The sequence below is a fragment of the Arthrobacter sp. 'calajunan' genome, assembly GCF_046940185.1.
Lineage (GTDB): Bacteria > Actinomycetota > Actinomycetes > Actinomycetales > Micrococcaceae > Glutamicibacter > Glutamicibacter soli.
Window position 1 is genome coordinate 32,190 of record NZ_JBKZDY010000012.1, and the last position, 15,572, is coordinate 47,761.

18 protein-coding genes are annotated in these 15,572 nt (G+C 64.4%); 8 read left to right on the forward strand and 10 right to left on the reverse strand.

The features are described from left to right. Nucleotides 1-2: 2 nt before the first annotated feature. From RF641_RS15615 to RF641_RS15630, 4 genes are all read right to left on the reverse strand, one after another. Complete coding sequence (locus RF641_RS15615; RefSeq protein WP_424573562.1) at nt 3-1,607, reverse strand: ABC-F family ATP-binding cassette domain-containing protein; 1,605 nt, start codon at nt 1,605-1,607, stop codon at nt 3-5. A 267-nt stretch (nt 1,608-1,874) separates the two neighbouring features. Next, a complete protein-coding gene (locus RF641_RS15620; RefSeq protein ID WP_053797159.1) occupies nt 1,875-2,576 on the reverse strand; it encodes a class I SAM-dependent methyltransferase in 702 nt (233 codons plus the stop codon). A gap of 56 nt (nt 2,577-2,632) precedes the next feature. Then, nucleotides 2,633-3,604, reverse strand: a complete 972-nt coding sequence (locus RF641_RS15625) for an SRPBCC family protein (protein ID WP_424573563.1) — start codon at nt 3,602-3,604, stop codon at nt 2,633-2,635. Nucleotides 3,605-3,614: 10 nt separating this feature from the next. Then, on the reverse strand, nt 3,615-3,953 hold the full coding sequence (locus RF641_RS15630) for an ArsR/SmtB family transcription factor (RefSeq protein WP_424573564.1): 339 nt from the start codon (nt 3,951-3,953) through the stop codon (nt 3,615-3,617). Nucleotides 3,954-4,251: 298 nt separating this feature from the next. Between RF641_RS15630 and RF641_RS15635 the strand changes: the two genes are divergently transcribed. The 8 genes from RF641_RS15635 (at nt 4,252) to RF641_RS15670 (ending at nt 11,833) form a co-directional block, all read left to right on the forward strand. Next, nucleotides 4,252-5,475 (forward strand): transcriptional regulator, encoded by a 1,224-nt coding sequence (locus RF641_RS15635; RefSeq protein ID WP_424573565.1) that lies wholly within the window; start codon nt 4,252-4,254, stop codon nt 5,473-5,475. Between the two features lie 235 nt (nt 5,476-5,710). Then, complete coding sequence (gene exaC / locus RF641_RS15640) at nt 5,711-7,234, forward strand: acetaldehyde dehydrogenase ExaC (protein WP_120991912.1); 1,524 nt, start codon at nt 5,711-5,713, stop codon at nt 7,232-7,234. Between the two features lie 155 nt (nt 7,235-7,389). Then, on the forward strand, nt 7,390-8,415 hold the full coding sequence (gene adhP / locus RF641_RS15645; RefSeq protein WP_047117683.1) for an alcohol dehydrogenase AdhP: 1,026 nt from the start codon (nt 7,390-7,392) through the stop codon (nt 8,413-8,415). Between the two features lie 188 nt (nt 8,416-8,603). Continuing rightward, nucleotides 8,604-9,017: a DUF779 domain-containing protein gene (locus tag RF641_RS15650; RefSeq protein WP_047117684.1), complete on the forward strand. Its 414-nt coding sequence runs from the start codon at nt 8,604-8,606 to the stop codon at nt 9,015-9,017. A 292-nt stretch (nt 9,018-9,309) separates the two neighbouring features. Further along, nucleotides 9,310-10,506, forward strand: a complete 1,197-nt coding sequence (locus tag RF641_RS15655) for an epoxide hydrolase family protein (RefSeq protein WP_424573566.1) — start codon at nt 9,310-9,312, stop codon at nt 10,504-10,506. Between the two features lie 63 nt (nt 10,507-10,569). Then, entirely contained in the window at nt 10,570-11,028 is a 459-nt protein-coding gene (locus RF641_RS15660) for a pyrimidine dimer DNA glycosylase/endonuclease V (RefSeq protein ID WP_424573567.1), read from the forward strand. Nucleotides 11,029-11,066: 38 nt separating this feature from the next. Continuing rightward, nucleotides 11,067-11,501, forward strand: coding sequence for an acyl-CoA thioesterase (locus RF641_RS15665; protein WP_424573568.1), 435 nt, complete (start codon nt 11,067-11,069; stop codon nt 11,499-11,501). Then, nucleotides 11,501-11,833: a hypothetical protein gene (locus tag RF641_RS15670; protein WP_424573569.1), complete on the forward strand. Its 333-nt coding sequence runs from the start codon at nt 11,501-11,503 to the stop codon at nt 11,831-11,833. Before RF641_RS15665 ends, RF641_RS15670 begins: the two co-directional genes overlap by 1 nt. Nucleotides 11,834-11,904: 71 nt before the next feature. Here RF641_RS15670 and RF641_RS15675 read toward each other — a convergent pair whose 3' ends face one another. The 6 genes from RF641_RS15675 to RF641_RS15700 form a co-directional block, all read right to left on the reverse strand. Next, entirely contained in the window at nt 11,905-12,888 is a 984-nt protein-coding gene (locus RF641_RS15675) for a diaminopimelate dehydrogenase (protein ID WP_424573570.1), read from the reverse strand. A gap of 245 nt (nt 12,889-13,133) precedes the next feature. Further along, a complete protein-coding gene (locus RF641_RS15680) occupies nt 13,134-13,295 on the reverse strand; it encodes a hypothetical protein (RefSeq protein ID WP_113608018.1) in 162 nt (53 codons plus the stop codon). Nucleotides 13,296-13,331: 36 nt separating this feature from the next. Next, on the reverse strand, nt 13,332-13,610 hold the full coding sequence (locus RF641_RS15685) for a metal-sensitive transcriptional regulator (protein ID WP_047117752.1): 279 nt from the start codon (nt 13,608-13,610) through the stop codon (nt 13,332-13,334). Nucleotides 13,611-13,653: 43 nt separating this feature from the next. Then, a complete protein-coding gene (trxA, locus tag RF641_RS15690; RefSeq protein ID WP_047117689.1) occupies nt 13,654-14,025 on the reverse strand; it encodes a thioredoxin in 372 nt (123 codons plus the stop codon). Nucleotides 14,026-14,049: 24 nt separating this feature from the next. Beyond that, nucleotides 14,050-14,937, reverse strand: coding sequence for a sulfite exporter TauE/SafE family protein (locus RF641_RS15695; RefSeq protein WP_082344596.1), 888 nt, complete (start codon nt 14,935-14,937; stop codon nt 14,050-14,052). A 9-nt stretch (nt 14,938-14,946) separates the two neighbouring features. After that, the gene (locus RF641_RS15700) at nt 14,947-15,552 is read right to left on the reverse strand and encodes a rhodanese-like domain-containing protein (protein ID WP_047117691.1); all 606 of its coding nucleotides are present in this window, start codon (nt 15,550-15,552) and stop codon (nt 14,947-14,949) included. Nucleotides 15,553-15,572: the final 20 nt, after the last annotated feature.

The window sequence follows — 15,572 nt, forward strand, 5'->3', positions numbered from 1 at the left end:
AATCACGCCCCTGGGACCTCGACCTTGGCCAGATTCCGCGCGGAATCAAGGCTGAGCGCGTAGTCCAGTCCCAGCTGCGCGAGGAAGTCCTGGTCGTGGCTGACTACCAGCAAGGCGCCGCGGTAGGCATTCAGGGCTTCGGCCAGCTGGCGCACGCTGTCGATGTCCAGATTGTTCGTGGGCTCGTCCAGAATCAGCAGTTGATTCACAGGAACCGCTACCAGCAGGCAGGCCAGGTAGACGCGCAGCCGTTCGCCTCCGGAGAGGGTTCCCAACGGGCGGTCGACGCTGGCGCCGCGCAGCAGCAGCCGGGCCAGCGTATTGCGGATGGTCCCGGAGGGGACGTCCGAAGCCGCGCGCTGGACGTTGTCCAGGGCGCTGAGCGTATCGTCCAGTCCAGCCAGCTGCTGGGGCAGGTAGCCCACCCGGTCCACATGCAGGGTTCCGCTGATCCCGTCGGAGGGCTCGGCTCCGGAGAGCAGCTGCCGCAGCAGCGTGCTCTTGCCCGCGCCGTTGGGGCCGGTCAGCGCCACGCGCTCGGGGCCCTGCAGCAGATGCCAGCTGGTGCCGTCGTCCAGCTCAAGCACCCGCCGCCCGGCCGGCAGCCCGGGATCGGGAAGTTCGAGGTTGATGTGCTCGATCTCCCTGATCCTTGACTGCGCCTGGTCGACGTGCTGCTGCGCGGCGTCGATTTTCGCCTCGTGCTGGGCGCGGGTCTTGCCGGCGTTCGCCTCGGACTTCTGCTTCAGGGAGTTGGCCAGGATGCGCGGCATGTTGCCGCCGAGCTGTTCGGCGCGGCCCTTGCGTTTGGTGCGCGCCAGCTTGGTCTCCGCTTCGGCGCGCTGCCGCTTTTCCACCTTCAGCGCGGAGCTGGCGGTTTTGGCCGCCTGCAGCGCCGCCTGCTGCTCGGTCGCCAGCTGCTCCTGGTACAGGCTGTACGGGCCGCCGAAGAAGCGTAGCTGTCCGTGATGCAGTTCGATGGTGTGCTGCATCTGCTCCAGCAGCTGCAGGTCGTGGCTCACCACGACGAGTGTTCCGGGCCAGGTGCGCAGCAGCCCGTACAGCAGCTGCCGGGTCTGGCCATCGAGGTTGTTCGTCGGCTCGTCGAGCAGCGTGACGGGCTTGCGCGCCAGGCGCAGCCCGAGGACCGCCAGCAGCATGGTTTCGCCGCCGGACAGCTCGTCGACCCGGCGCGACAGGTCCAGGCCGCCGAAGCCCAGCGGGGTCAGTTCGGCCTGGATCCTGGCTTCAAGGTCCCAGTCGGAGCCGACGGCGTCGAAATCCTCCGGGGCGACGCTGCCCGCCTCGATGGCCTGCAGCGCGCGGTAGGCAGGGGCGATGCCCAGCAGGTCCGCAAGCGTTGCGTCCGATTGCAGAGTGATGTTCTGCGCCAGGTAGGCGACGTCGCCAGTCGCCGAAACCTGTCCGGAGCTGGGGGCCAGGCGCCCGGCGATCAGCTTGAGCAGGGTGGATTTTCCGCTGCCGTTGGCACCGATCAAGCCGCTGGCGCCGGCGGGGAAGGTGCCGTCAAGCTGGGAGAGCACCTGCTCGCCGTCTGGCCAACAGAAGCTGAGGGAGGTCAGGGTGATGGGTGGGGTCAAGGCCATGGTGGCTCCTGTGAAGGCTGAGGAGGCAACCGGGAAAAGACGTCGTTGGAGGGTTCGTGGCAACAGCTGGGGAACCGGGGAAACGGAAATCTGCACCGGAAGCCGTGAATGAACGTGCGCCGCTGAATGGGGCGCGAGACTGTTCGAGGCTATGCGCAGATGAGATCCATGGTTTCGAGTGTAACAGGCGCACCCGGCCGTGGGGCTGGGCAGAAAAAATCGGGGCGTGCCGCCAGGCATGCCCCGATTCACAACTTGCTGTTCAGCTTACTTCCACGCGCGGTGCACCGCGACGATGCCGCCGGTCAGGTTGCGGTACTCGACGTTCTTCCAACCCACGTTGACGAACTTGCGGCCCAGCTCTTCCTGGCCCGGCCAGGCGGCGATGGACTCGGCCAGGTAGGCGTACGCCGAAGGATTCGGCGAGACCATGTAGCCCAGGGCTGGAATCACGCGCGGCAGGAACTGCTGGTAGGCGACCTTGAGCGGGGTTACGGTCGGGGTGGAGAACTCGGCAACCACAATGCGTCCGCCGGGCTTGGTGACGCGGTGCAGCTCGGACAGCGCCTTCTCGGTGTCGTCAATGTTGCGCAGGCCGTAGGAGATGGTCACCGCATCGAAGGTGTTGTCCTCGAATGGCAGATCGTGGCCGTCGCCGTAGACGAATTCCAGCTCGGGGTAGCGCTTGCGGCCCTCGGCGAGCATGCCGTGGGACATGTCGCACGCGGTCACGCGCGCGCCGGCCTTGGCCAACGGCACGGACGAGGTGCCGGTGCCGGCTGCCAGATCCAGGATGCGCTCTCCGGGCTTCGGGGCGATCGCCTCGGTGGTGATCTTGCGCCAGTAGTTCACAATGCCGCCGGTCATCAGGGTATTGAGCAGATCGTACTTTGGAGCAAGATTGTCGAACATTTCCTGAACCTGATTCGCCTGCTTGTCCAGGCCTGCGCGCACATTGTGGGTACTCATGACACTAAGTGTTTCACATTTGCCCCGGCCCTTATCGCGATTGTGGGGCGTATCGCTCAGAGCAGTGATTCAAGGCGTGCGTAGCTGGCCTCCATTCCCTCGGTCATTCCGGTGGCCAGCACCATGTCGCGGGTTTGGGCGTCGGGGTAGGTGATGACCAGGCTGAGCAGGGTGCCTGACTGCACCGGGGTGAACGTCGTTTCATTGACTGTTGCCGGGTAGTCGGTGTCGATCATCTGCTCGGTGAAGGATTCGAAGCTGCGCGGGGTGCTGGACAGGCAAACGCCGGCGAATCCGAACCCCTGGCCTTCGACGCCGGAATTCGGCTCCCACCAGTAGCGGTAGCTGTCTCCCACCTCCTTGGGCAGGATGCATTCGGTCATCTGCCAGCCGTCGGGGCCCAGCAGCCAGCGCTTCATGAGCTCCGGATCGTGGTGTGCGCGCCAGACCTGCTCCTGGGTGCCGCGGATGAGGCGGCTGACGCGCACCTGGGTGTCGGAAAGCAGCTGGGCTTCGGTGGCGAAGGTCTGCGCGTAGTTGCGCAGGTCGATCAGCACCTGCTCGATCTGGCTCATGGCCGAACGCGTGCCATCGATCATGCCCATGGCGACCACCTGCTCGAGCTCCTCGGCCGAGTCGAAGTTGGCGGTGATGGTCAGCGTGGACCCCTCCTCGTGGGGGTCGAAGCTGAAGACGGTGCGGGTGGCGGGAAGGTCTTCGTTCACTGATCCGTCGGAATGGGCGAAACCGTCGGTGACCTCGAAGAACTTGTGCTCGACGACCTCGTTCCAGATCCAGTATCCGTGGAACTGCTCGCCTTCAGGCGAGGTCATGTAGTAGTTGCTCCGGCCTCCGACCGCGCCGTCGTGGCGCGTGAAGGTGGCAGGGTATTCAACCGGGCCCCAGAACTTTTCGATCTGGCGGGGGTCGAGATAGGCATCCCAGAGCCGGGAAACGGGAACCGGGAAATTGGCGTGAACGGTCAGTGTCAGCGTTTCCGGGTCCTTGAGTACGGAGGTGACAGGCATGGCGAAATCCTTAGTCGGTTTCATCTGCGAGGAAGTCATCGAGCCTGCTGATGCGCTGACGCCAGATGTCCTCGTAGGCGGTTAGCAGTTCCTGGACGTGTCGGATGGTGTCCGGCTGGCCGCGGACGATGCGTTCGCGGCCACGTGCGATCTTGGTAACCAGGCCCGCCGCTTCAAGGGCGGCCACGTGCTTCTGCACCGCGGCAAACGACATGTCGTAGGCCGTGGCCAGGTCGCTCACGCGCACCTCGGCGCTTAACGTCCGCCGCACGATGTCTCGTCGTGTGGCGTCTGCCAAGGCGCGGAAGACCTTGTTTACCTGTTCATCGCTCAACTCATATACAACCATTTGGTTGTATATTACTCCCGCTGCGCGCCAGAGGGAAGGGGGCGGATCAAGTTAGTTCTCCGGAGCCCGCATTGTGTCTAAAGAGGAGATAAATCACCTATTATTCAAGGTGTTAAGTCTCCTGTGGATCGCGTCCGACCAGCGGCGACGCCGCCGTTTCGTGCGGGGAGTCCAGGAGTTGTGGAGCGGATCAACAGGATGATCACTACACATCCCCACCCGCATGCCCTAGTGTGTAAGGTACGCATGGGAAAGTGACCTGCGTTACGCTGAATTTTTACAGGTATCTGGAGTCACGGTGGGCGAAACTGGCATGGACTGGTCGGCTGCGGCGAGCCAAGCGCGCAAAGCGCACGAACTCTTGGGGTCGCATCTGGCTGACCTTGACGCGCTTCCATTGAGGAGCGTCGTTCGCGAGTCGTGGCGGCGATCCCTCTCGAACCCTTTTCAATTCAGCTATCCCTCGATGCTCAGCGACGACAGCCTTCGTCTGGCGCGGGAGCGCAGCGAACTGCAGCGCATTTGGCCTGTTTTCGAAAAGCTGCTGGTTCCCGCCGCCAGCGACGCTAATCTTCTGGTGGCCCTCGCCGACGCGCAGGGGACGCTGCTGTGGGTTGCCGGCAACCACGGAGCCATGGACGGCGCTGAAAATGTCGGGTTCAGCGCGGGCGCGAACTGGGGCGAATCTTCGGTGGGCACGTCGGCTCCAGGGCTGGCGCTTGCGACGGGAAGCGGCGTCCAGGTTTCCGGCGCTGAGCACCTCTATGAGCACGTGCACCACTTGAACTGTTCCGCGGTGCCGATCCGCAACCCGCGGACCGGCCGCACCATCGGCGCGGTTGATCTGACCGGCGGTGCTGATGCGATTGCCGTGCATTCGCTGCCGCTGCTTCAGGCGGCGGTGGCTGCGGCTGAGGGGCAGCTGCTTCTTCCGTCACTGGCTGAGGAGCGGGCGGATGAGGATTTCCTCGATTTGTGCGCCAGTGACGGCCCGCGGCTTTCCGGCAAGCCGTTGTCCCTACGCCATGCGGAGATCCTGACCATACTTGCGGCGCATCCGCGCGGGCTGAACAGCGCCCAGTTGGTCGAAGAGCTTTTCGAGCAGCCCGATAATGCTTCCGAGGGGACCCTGCGCTCCGAGCTGGTGCGACTGCGCAAGGCGCTCGCTGATTCGCCTGACCGCCGCATCGCCGCACGCCCCTACCGCCTGGAATGGGAACTGCAAACCACGCTGACCATGCTCTGGCAGGCCATGGAGGAAGGCGATCTGGAACGGGCGCTGCAGCTGTATCCCGCCGAGATCCTCGTGCGCTCGCAGGCCCCTGGCATCGTTGCGCTTCGCTACCGCGCGCAGATTGCCCTGCGGGAAATGGTGCTGGATCGCGGCACCGCACAGCAGTTGCTGCGGCTTGGAAGGCAGAGCGCGGATTCTCAACTGCTGCTGGCCGCCCTGCGTGAATTGCCGCTGGATTCGCCGGCGCGTTCACTGGTTGTCGCCGAGATTGAAGCGCTGGACGGGTAGTCGATCCCGGAGTTCGTTCGCGTATTTTTCGCAACACGGCCCGATGCCACGGCGCTTGCCGCGGGGAGTGCGGGTCGGGCCATGTCGTGGATCCGGTGCACTCCCTGACACCGCTGTGCAGCGTTGCAACGTTGTGCAACCTTCTTGCAACGTTTATGTGACTAGAGTCACATGCCAAGACGGCGAGGCATCCAGCCACCGGCACGAAGCGAAGAGACGAAGGAGTCACGCAGCCATGAGCATCTACGCAAACCCGAACACCGATGGAGCATTGGTCAACTTCAAGTCGCGGTATGAGAACTACATCGGCGGCCAGTGGGTTGCTCCGGCCAAGGGGATGTACTTCGAAAACATCACCCCGGTTACCGGCAAGTCGTTCTGCGAGGTCGCACGATCCACCGCCGAAGACGTTGAAACCGCACTGGATGCGGCGCACGCGGCGGCACCGGCCTGGGGCAAGACCAGCCCGGCGGACCGTGCCCTGGTCCTGAACCGCATCGCAGACCGCATCGAGGAAAACCTTGAAATGCTGTCCGTCGCGGAAACCTGGGACAACGGCAAGGCCATCCGCGAATGCCTCAACGCCGACCTGCCGCTGGCAGTGGACCACTTCCGCTACTTCGCAGGCGCTATCCGCGCCCAGGAAGGCAGCCTCTCGCAGCTCGATGACAACACCACCGCCTACCACTTCCACGAGCCGCTGGGTGTTGTCGGACAGATCATCCCGTGGAACTTCCCGCTGCTGATGGCCGTCTGGAAGCTCGCCCCGGCGCTGGCCGCCGGCAACGCGATCGTCCTGAAGCCTGCCGAGCAGACCCCGGTATCGATCCTGGTGCTGATGGAACTGATCGGCGACCTGCTTCCGGCCGGCGTGCTGAACGTCATCAACGGCTTCGGCGTCGAGTGCGGCAAGCCGCTCGCCTCGAACAAGCGCATCCGCAAGATCGCATTCACCGGCGAGACCACCACCGGCCGCCTGATCATGCAGTACGCTTCGGAAAACCTCATCCCGGTCACCCTGGAGCTCGGCGGCAAGTCGCCGAACGTGTTCTTCGAGGACGTGGCGGCCAAGGACGACGCCTTCTACGACAAGGCCCAGGAAGGCTTCACGATGTTCGCGCTGAATCAGGGCGAGGTCTGCACCTGCCCGTCGCGCGCGCTGGTCCAGGAAAGCATCTACGGCGAATTCATGGAAAAGGTCGTGGTCCGCACCAAGGCCATCAAGCAGGGCAACCCGCTGGACACCGACACCATGATGGGTGCCCAGGCCTCCAACGACCAGCTGGAAAAGATCCTGTCCTACATGGACATCGGCAAGGCCGAGGGAGCCAAGCTGCTCACCGGTGGCGGGCGCGCGGACCTGGGCGGCGACCTGTCCGGCGGCTACTACGTGCAGCCGACCATCTTCGAAGGCACCAACAACATGCGCATCTTCCAAGAGGAGATCTTCGGCCCGGTGGTCTCGGTGGCGAAGTTCAAGGACTACGACGATGCGATGGCCATTGCCAACGACACCCTCTACGGGCTGGGCTCGGGCGTGTGGAGCCGCAACGGCAACACCGCCTACCGCGCAGGCCGCGACATCCAGGCCGGACGTGTCTGGGTCAACCAATACCACGCCTACCCGGCGCACTCGGCTTTCGGCGGCTACAAGTCCTCGGGCATCGGCCGCGAAAACCACCTGATGATGCTGGATCACTACCAGCAGACCAAGAACCTGCTCGTCTCCTACTCGGAAGACAAGCTCGGCTTCTTCTAAACTGCGATACCCCAACGCAGCCCATCCCCCATCCCCTGTCACCATCCCCACGCACGACCGACAGTTTCACAGACCCCGAAGGCTCGGGACGGTTCCGGAGCACCAGCTCCGGGACCGGCCCCGGTCTTCGAAAAACACTGCAAAGGACTTTTCCCATGAGCACCATGAAAGCTGCCATCGTTGAAGGCTTCGGCGAAGAACTCAAAGTAGCCGACACCTCGATCCCCGAGCCCGGCCCGGGCCAGGCCCTGGTCAAGCTCATCGCCTCGGGCGTGTGCCACACCGACCTGCACGCCGCCGAAGGCGACTGGCCGGTCAAGCCCAAGCTTCCGCTGATCCCGGGCCATGAGGGTGTCGGCACCGTCGTCAAGGTCGGCGAAGGAGTCACCGAGGTCAAGGAAGGCGACCTCGTCGGCAACGCCTGGCTGGCCAGCGCGTGCGGCAGCTGCGAATTCTGCCGCACGGGCTGGGAGACCTTGTGCGAATCCCAGTCCAACGGCGGCTATTCGATGGATGGCTCCTTCGGGCAGTACATGCTGGTGGACGCGAAGTTCGCCGCGCACATCCCCGAAGGCTCGGACCCGCATGAGATCGCCCCGGTGCTCTGCGCCGGCGTGACTGTCTACAAGGGCCTGAAGATGACCGGCGTGCGCCCCGGCCAATGGGTTGCGATCTCCGGCATCGGCGGCCTGGGCCACATCGCAGTTCAATACGCGGTAGCCATGGGCATGCGAGTTGTCGCCATCGACGTCGCCGATGACAAGCTGGCCTTGGCGACCAAGCACGGAGCTGAACTCACGGTGAACGCCTTTGCGCAGGATCCCGCCACCGTGATCCAGGAAAAGATCGGCGGAACCCACGGCGTGCTCGTGACCGCGGTCCACCCGGCGGCTTTCGGCCAGGCCATTGGCATGACCCGTCGCGGCGGAACCATCGTCTTCAACGGCCTGCCGGCCGGCGACTTCCCGGCCCCGATTTTCGACATCGTCCTCAAGGGCCTGACGATCCGCGGTTCGATCGTCGGCACCCGACAGGACATGATCGAAGCGCTGGACTTCTATGCGGCAGGAAAGATCAAGCCGACTTTCCACACCCGCCCGCTGGAAGACATCAACGCGGTCTTTGACGAAATGCGCCATGCGAAGATCGATGGCCGTGTCGTGATCGACTACACCAAGTAACCATCCAACCCCCAACCCCAACCGATTAACCAACCCAACCCAACCGAATAACCCAACCTCCCCCCAAATCCCTGTGGCCCGGCATGACATCGTCTGCCGGGCCACAGGGGCATGGACTCCCGGAGACGTTTGGAGGACACTGAGCTTAAAGCCAAGGCCAGTGATCCCGAAGACCAGAGGAGCGAGTCATGAGCACGATTACCGAAACCCGTGCGGCGATTGCCGGTGAGGAATTTTCCCGCGTCGCCTTCACCGATGAGTCCCTTCAACTGCTGCGCAAGCTGTGGGGCATCCACGGCCCGCTGATGTTCCACCAGTCCGGCGGTTGCTGCGACGGCTCCTCGCCGATGTGCTATCCGGCCGGCGAATTCCGCACCGGAGGATCCGACGTCCTGCTCGGAGTGCTCTGTCTTGACGACGGTTCCGGCGGCACCCTGGGCGACATCGATTTCTGGATGTCCAAGGAGCAATTCGAATACTGGAAGCACACCAAGCTCACCGTAGACGTGGTGGCCGGCCGCGGCTCGGGCTTCTCCGTCGAGGCTCCCGAAGGCAAACGATTCCTGATCCGCAGCGAGATCATCGAATTCCCCCAAAGCTGATCGGCTGACGTAAAGCCCTGGCCGGATTCTCTCTTTTTGCGGAGCCAGCGAGGGCAATGCGCGGCGGGTCTGCGCCCGCAGTGCGCCGGACATCAACTGCATCGCCAAGTTGCGCCGGTTCCTTCGCCAGGTATCGGGATGCCCTGCTTCCGCCCGAGCGCCTGCGTCAAGCCGGCGCCTGCTTGAACCGTGATAGCCGGTATTCCAGCTCTCCACAACGGCGGCAGCCGCTAGGCTGGCACGACGCAGCCCCAAGGGCTGCGCCCCTGACCGTCCACGAGAGGTGCACCGAATGCCGAGCATTCCCTATCAATTCCGCTTCGAGGCAAACGCGGTGGACGAACTGCGAACCCGCATCACACAGACTCGCTGGCCGCGGCGCTTCACCGCGCAGAACTGGGACTTCGGAGTCGACCAGGACTATCTGCGCGACGTGGTGGACTACTGGCGCGACGGCTTCGACTTCGAGGACGCCGAACGCAGGATCAATGCGGTTTCCAACTACCTGACGTCCATCGACGGGCTGCCAATCCACCACCTGCACTCCCGCTCGGCGCAGGAGGACGCCGTCCCGGTGCTGCTGCTCCACGGCTGGCCTGGCTCAATCGTCGAGTTCCTCGAGGTCATTCCGAAGCTGTCCGCCCCGGAATCGGCGGAACTGGAATCATTCCACGTGGTGGCACCGTCGTTGCAGGGCTTCGGGGCTTCTCCCGGGATCGGAGAACCGGGGATGACCCCGGTCCGTATCGCGCATCGGATGGCTGCGCTGATGCGGGAGCTGGGCTACGAGCAGTTCGTCGTGCACGGGGGCGACTGGGGCACGCTGCTGGCCACGCACATCACATCGCTCTATCCCCAGCGGGTGCTGGGACTGCATGTGACATTGACGCACCCAATCCCGCCGGGCGATGTGCCGGATGCCATGGCCCTGGTGCAGGACCACGAACGGGAGTGGCTCAAGGGCAACGAATTCAACGCGCTGGATGGCCGCGGCTACTTCGAGATCCAGAAAACCCGCCCGGAAACGCTGGGTTTCGCGTTGAACGATTCACCGGCGGGATGGTGCGCCTGGGTCCTGGACAAGTTCTACCAGTGGACCGACTGCGAACGCGACGGCATCAGGGACGTGCGCCATGCGGTGAGCTGGGAGAAGTTCCTGGCGAACCTGTCCGTGTACTGGTTCACTGACACGATTTCCTCGGCCATGCATTTCTACCGGGAGCAGTACCTGGCGCTGCGAAACGGGACCGGGGCGGCCGGCGAGGTCGTGGTCCCCACCGGGGCTGGCATTTTCCCCCAAGAAATCCTCAAGTCACCCCGGGCGTGGTACCAGCGGCGGTTCCCGCTGGTGCACTGGACCGAACATGAAGCCGGCGGACACTTCGGCGCGATGGAACAGCCCGAAGCCTTCGCCAGCGACCTGAGGGCCTTCGCCCAGACGGTTGCCGACCTGGGCCCGGTGGCCCTCGAGCAATCGAAGAGTGGTTGAACGGCGAAAATGCGGGTGGATCGGCCAGGTGGTGGCGCGGGGTGCCGACACTACACTTGAAGCATGCGCCTGTGGTCACTTCACCCGTCCCTATTGGATTCCAAGGGCTTGGTAGCCTGCTGGCGCGAAAGCCTGTTGGCCCAGAAGGTGCTCGCCGGCCAGACCCAGGGCTATGCAAATCATCCGCAGCTGATCCGGCTGCGCGGGCAATCCGACCCGCTGGAGACCGTCGGCGGCTACCTGCAGGGGTTGCTGGAAGAAGCGAAGCTGCGTGGCTACAAATTCGAAGCGGCCAAAATCCTGCACCCCGCACTGCCGGAGCATGCGGGCTTGGTGCCAGTGAGCACCGGACAGATCGGATTCGAGGCGGAGCATCTGCTGCGCAAACTGCAGCAGCGCGACCCGCCGCGCGCGACTTACTTGGACTCGTTGGGTGCCGGGCAGATTCCCCTGCATCCCTTATTCACCGCGGTCCCGGGGCCCATTGAAGCCTGGGAGAAGGACGCGGCAGTACGTCATTGAAGATGCATAGAAAGTGAATGTTTGTTGCAATGAGCCACATGAGTCGAAGTGAAAATCTCCCCGAGGGCGGGGAAGAAGTGGAAATCCAGCTGCGGTGGAGCGACCAGGACAGCCTTGGACATGTGAACAACGCCCGCGTGGTGACACTCGTGGAAGAAGCGCGGATCCGCTGGTCGGGCCGCCATGGCGAGTCGGACCTCTTTCCCCACGGGCTGGTGGTTGCCTCGATGAACCTGGACTACCTGCGACCGGTCTACTACACCTCCAGCGTCATGGTGCGGGTCGGTGTCCAGCGTATCGGCACCAAGTCCTTCGTGGTGCGGCATATCGGGTTCCAGGACGGAGCCCCCGTGTTCGACGGCAGCAACGTCATGGTGGCGCTCGCCGAGGACAAGCTCACCCCGCGGCCGCTGAACGAAAACGAGCGCGGCTGGCTCAGCGAGCGGCTTTTCCGAACGAAGGAGGCCGTGTGATGAACGGCCCAGCAGAACGGCACGTGCTTCTGCACGCCACCCAGGGACCGGAGGACATCGCGCGGGCCGTGGCGGCGCTCGCGACGCTGGGCGAATCCCTGCCCGATGCCCGGATCAGCGTCATCGTGAACGGCAAGGCGCTGGCCGGGGTGCGCAAGGATGCCGAGCCCATTGACCCGGCCAGCCGTACACAGGTTTTCGCCTGCGAACTGGGCAGGAGCCGCAACGGCATCACAGCTGACGACCTGCAGGAAGGCTTGGGCACGGTGCCCTCGGCGGTGGTCGCCTTGGCCGCCGGGCAGCTGGACGGCGCTGCCTACATCCGGATCTGAGCGGACGGTCCGCAGCTTAAGCAGACCACGCCATGCCGGTTGCCGGCATGGCGTGATCCTATGGTGCGAGTTTAGAGCATTTCGGCACGCAGCTGCGCGGCCGACTTGGGCGAGAGCAGACCCGGGGCGACGTCGAAGACGGTCTGCGCACCGGTGAGACCGGCTTGGTTCATGCGGTGCACGGCCCGGGCGTAGGCCACCAGCACGCTGGAAGTGAACTCGGGATTCGAGCCCAGCGCCAGCGAGTACTCGATGACCTGCTTCTGCTCATCGCTGGTGTTGCCGGAGCGGATGACGAATCCGCCATGCGGCATGTCCGCATGCTCGCGGGCCAGGGTCTCGGCGTCGATGAATTCAACCGTGGTGTCGTACTGGTCGAAGTAGTGCTCCATGGTGACGATCGCCTCGCGCACCGCTTCGGCGTCGGCGCCGTCCTCGAGCACCACGAAGCATTCGCGCTGGTGCTTTTCGCGGGTGCTCAGCGTTGGGCGCAGGCCGGCGCGGACCTTGTCGATGGCTTCCTGGCTGGGGATCGTGTACTGCACGGCGCCGGCGACACCCGGGACGCGGCGCACCGCGTCGGAGTGCCCCTGGCTCAGGCCGCGGCCCCAGAAGGTGTAGGTCTCGCCGTCGGGCAGCAGCGCCTCGCCGTAGACGCGGTTGATCGAGAACATTCCCGGATCCCAGCCGGCGGAGATCAGCGCGGTCTTGCCGGCGGCCTTGGCCGGGGCGTCCACGGTTTCGTAGTATTCCGGGATGCGTGCGTGGGTGTCGAAGCTGTCCACGGTGTTGTACAGTGCGGCGTACTTCGGGCCCTGCTCCGGCAGGTCCGACTTCGAGCCGCCGCACAGGATCAGCACGTCGATCTGATCGGTGTGCCGCTCCAGCTCGGTGATGGCAAAACGCGGCGCCGGGCTGGCCAGCTGCAGTTTCTGCGGGTCGCGGCGGGTGTAGACGCCGACCAGCTCCATGTCGGGGTTCTTCGCGATGGCGGCCTGTACGCCGCGGCCGAGGTTGCCGTAGCCGGCAATGCCAATACGGATTTTTGCAGTCATCGAGCTTGTTTTCCTTTGGGGTTTCATCCGGGGACCTGCGGTGAATGCCGCCTTCGCTTGCGGGCATCCGGCATGCTGCACGCCCATGGCCAGTGCTTCGGATTATTCCAAAGAACGCGGGCGCAGGGTAACTGCGAGCTGACTATGTCGTCGGGCCGCGCCCCTGCTCCTTGCAAATCCGCTTAAATGAAGCGGCCCCCGTGCGGACCTCGGGGTGGAGGTCCGTACAGGGGCATAGGCCGGGTTTAGCGGCCGAACAGGCGACCGAAGAAGCCCTTGCTCGGCTCATTCTCGTGGCCTTGGCAGCGGTCGCGGGCTGGAACGCCGCGCATGACCGAGTCAACGTGCTGGCCGCACCCGGCCCAGGTGGTCTTGCCGCACTTCTTGCATGAAACCTGTCGGCACATGAGATGCCTCCTTCTCTGGCTTTTAAGCCGTAAATACTAGGAAAGTGAAAGGAAGAGCTTTTCCAGCTCTTCGACGGTCAAGCCGTCTTCTGCTTCGGCGGTCTTCTCCGGATCAACCAGGCAATGCTGCATGGCCGAGGAGACGATGGCGAATCCTGCGCGGTCCAGCGCGGTGGACACGGCAGACAGCTGGGTAACCACATCGCGGCATTTGCCGTCGTTCTCAACCGAGTTGATGACGGCGTCAAGCTGGCCACGGGCCCGCTTCAAGCGGTTCAGGATTCGCTTGCGTGTGGCGTCGTCTGCGTTGCGCATGATGTGCTCCATTTCGAAAAAGACCGTGGGGCGGACCCCGGGATTAAGACTGGGACTTCTGTGCGTCGGCCATTTCGGCGTGCACGGCTTCCATGTCCAGGTTCTTCAGCGAGGTGATCAGTTCCTCCAGGCCGCGGGAGTCCAGTGCGCCGGGCTGGGAGTAAACCAGCACGCCGTCCTTGAACGCCATCAGCGTCGGGATGGAGGTGATCTGGGCGGCGGCCGCCAGGTTCTGCTGCGTCTCGGTGTTGACCTTGCCGAAGGTCACGTCCTCGTGCAGGCCGGCAGCGGTGTCGAAGACGGGCGCGAAGTTGCGGCACGGGCCGCACCAGGCTGCCCAGAAGTCGACCAGCAGCATGGGGGAGGACTTGACGGTTTCAGCGAAGTTCGTCTCGGTCAATTCTAGCGGTTTCATGGGTACTCCTTGGGTAGATGTGAGCTAGTCCGCAGCCGGTGCCAGCGGAGCAGGGGCCTTGCGCCAGGGGCAGATCGTGGCCAGCGCAGGGATCTTGGTGCAGAGCACCCAGACAAGCGCGGCGACTGCGGCGGCAATGGCTAGTATGAGTCCTGCCGGATGCGGCAGCTCCTGGGACAGGACGAAGACGCCCATGACCAGGACGAAGTAGCCGAATCCTCGGCGCAGCTTCTTCTCCGGCACCATGGCGGTCAGTCGCGCTCCGATCAGCGAGCCGATGATCGCCGCTGCCGTAATGGACAGGGTCAGCGGCCAGTTGACGGAGGTGGAGTTCAGGTGCCCCAGCATGCCGGAGGCCGAGTTCAGCGAGATGACCAGCAGGGAGGTGCCTACCGCGTGCTTCATTTGCAGGCCTGCCAGCAGCACCAGGGCCGGGACGATGAGGAATCCGCCGCCGGCTCCCACCAGGCCGGTGACCAGGCCGACCACCAGGCCGACGGGAATGTACATCAGCAGCGAACGGCCCTTGGCCTCGGCACCGGAGCCCTTCTTCCGCCCGCGGATCATGTTCCCGGCGCTGGCCAGCATGATGACGGCGAAGGCCACCATCAGCACCGCGCCGGGAATGGCCGCGCTGGCCAGTCCGCCGAGGAACGCGCCGCTCGTGCTTGCCGCAGCGAAAACCAGGCCCGGGACCCAGCGGACGTTGCGGGCTCGCGCATGCGGCAGCAGGCTGGCCAGCGACGTCACACCCACTACGAACAGCGAGGTGGTGATGGCCTGTTTGGCGTCCATGCCCGCGACATAGGTGAGCAGTGGAACCATCAGGATGGAACCGCCGCCACCCAGCAGACCCAGGGTCAGTCCGACGACAACCGACAGGGCCAGGACCAGAATCATTATTGGTTCCACTGCCGCCTCCTACTTGCCGTTCGGGTTCAGCAGTTGCCCGGCATTGGGGATCTGGGCCAGGGGGTTGGCCTTGCCGGCGGTGCTGATCTGGTTCCACGGCATCTTGGACAGCAGGCTGGCCATGGCGCAGGAGTTGCTGGCAGCGGAGTAGGCAAGGCCCGCTCCGATGGCCGCCGACAGGTAGCCGAGCTTGGGGCTGATCAGCTTGGAGCCGAGGAAGCCCAGCAGCACCAGCGAACCTGCGGTCATGCGGACCTGGCGGTCCATGGCCCAGCGCTGGGTGCCGCGCACCACCTCGCCGCCTGACTTCTCGTAGGCGGCGATGCCTCCTTCCAGCACGCTGCCGGCTTCGATCTCGATGTCGATCAGCTTCTGCTGCGCCTGGGAGGCGCGGGTGCCGGACTGGCAGACCAGCACGATCTGCTTGCCCAGCTTGCGGGTCACATCATGGGCGTGTTCCGACACCAGGTCCAGCGGCAGGTTGTAGGAGCCTGGGATATGCACGGTCTCGAACTCCGCGGGGGTGCGTACGTCCAGGACTGCCACTCCGGACTCATCTGAAGCCAGCAGCTTCTTCAGGGTCGGCGCGTCCATGACATCGATGGGGGTGCTCATGCTTGGGGGTGTTTCCTTCG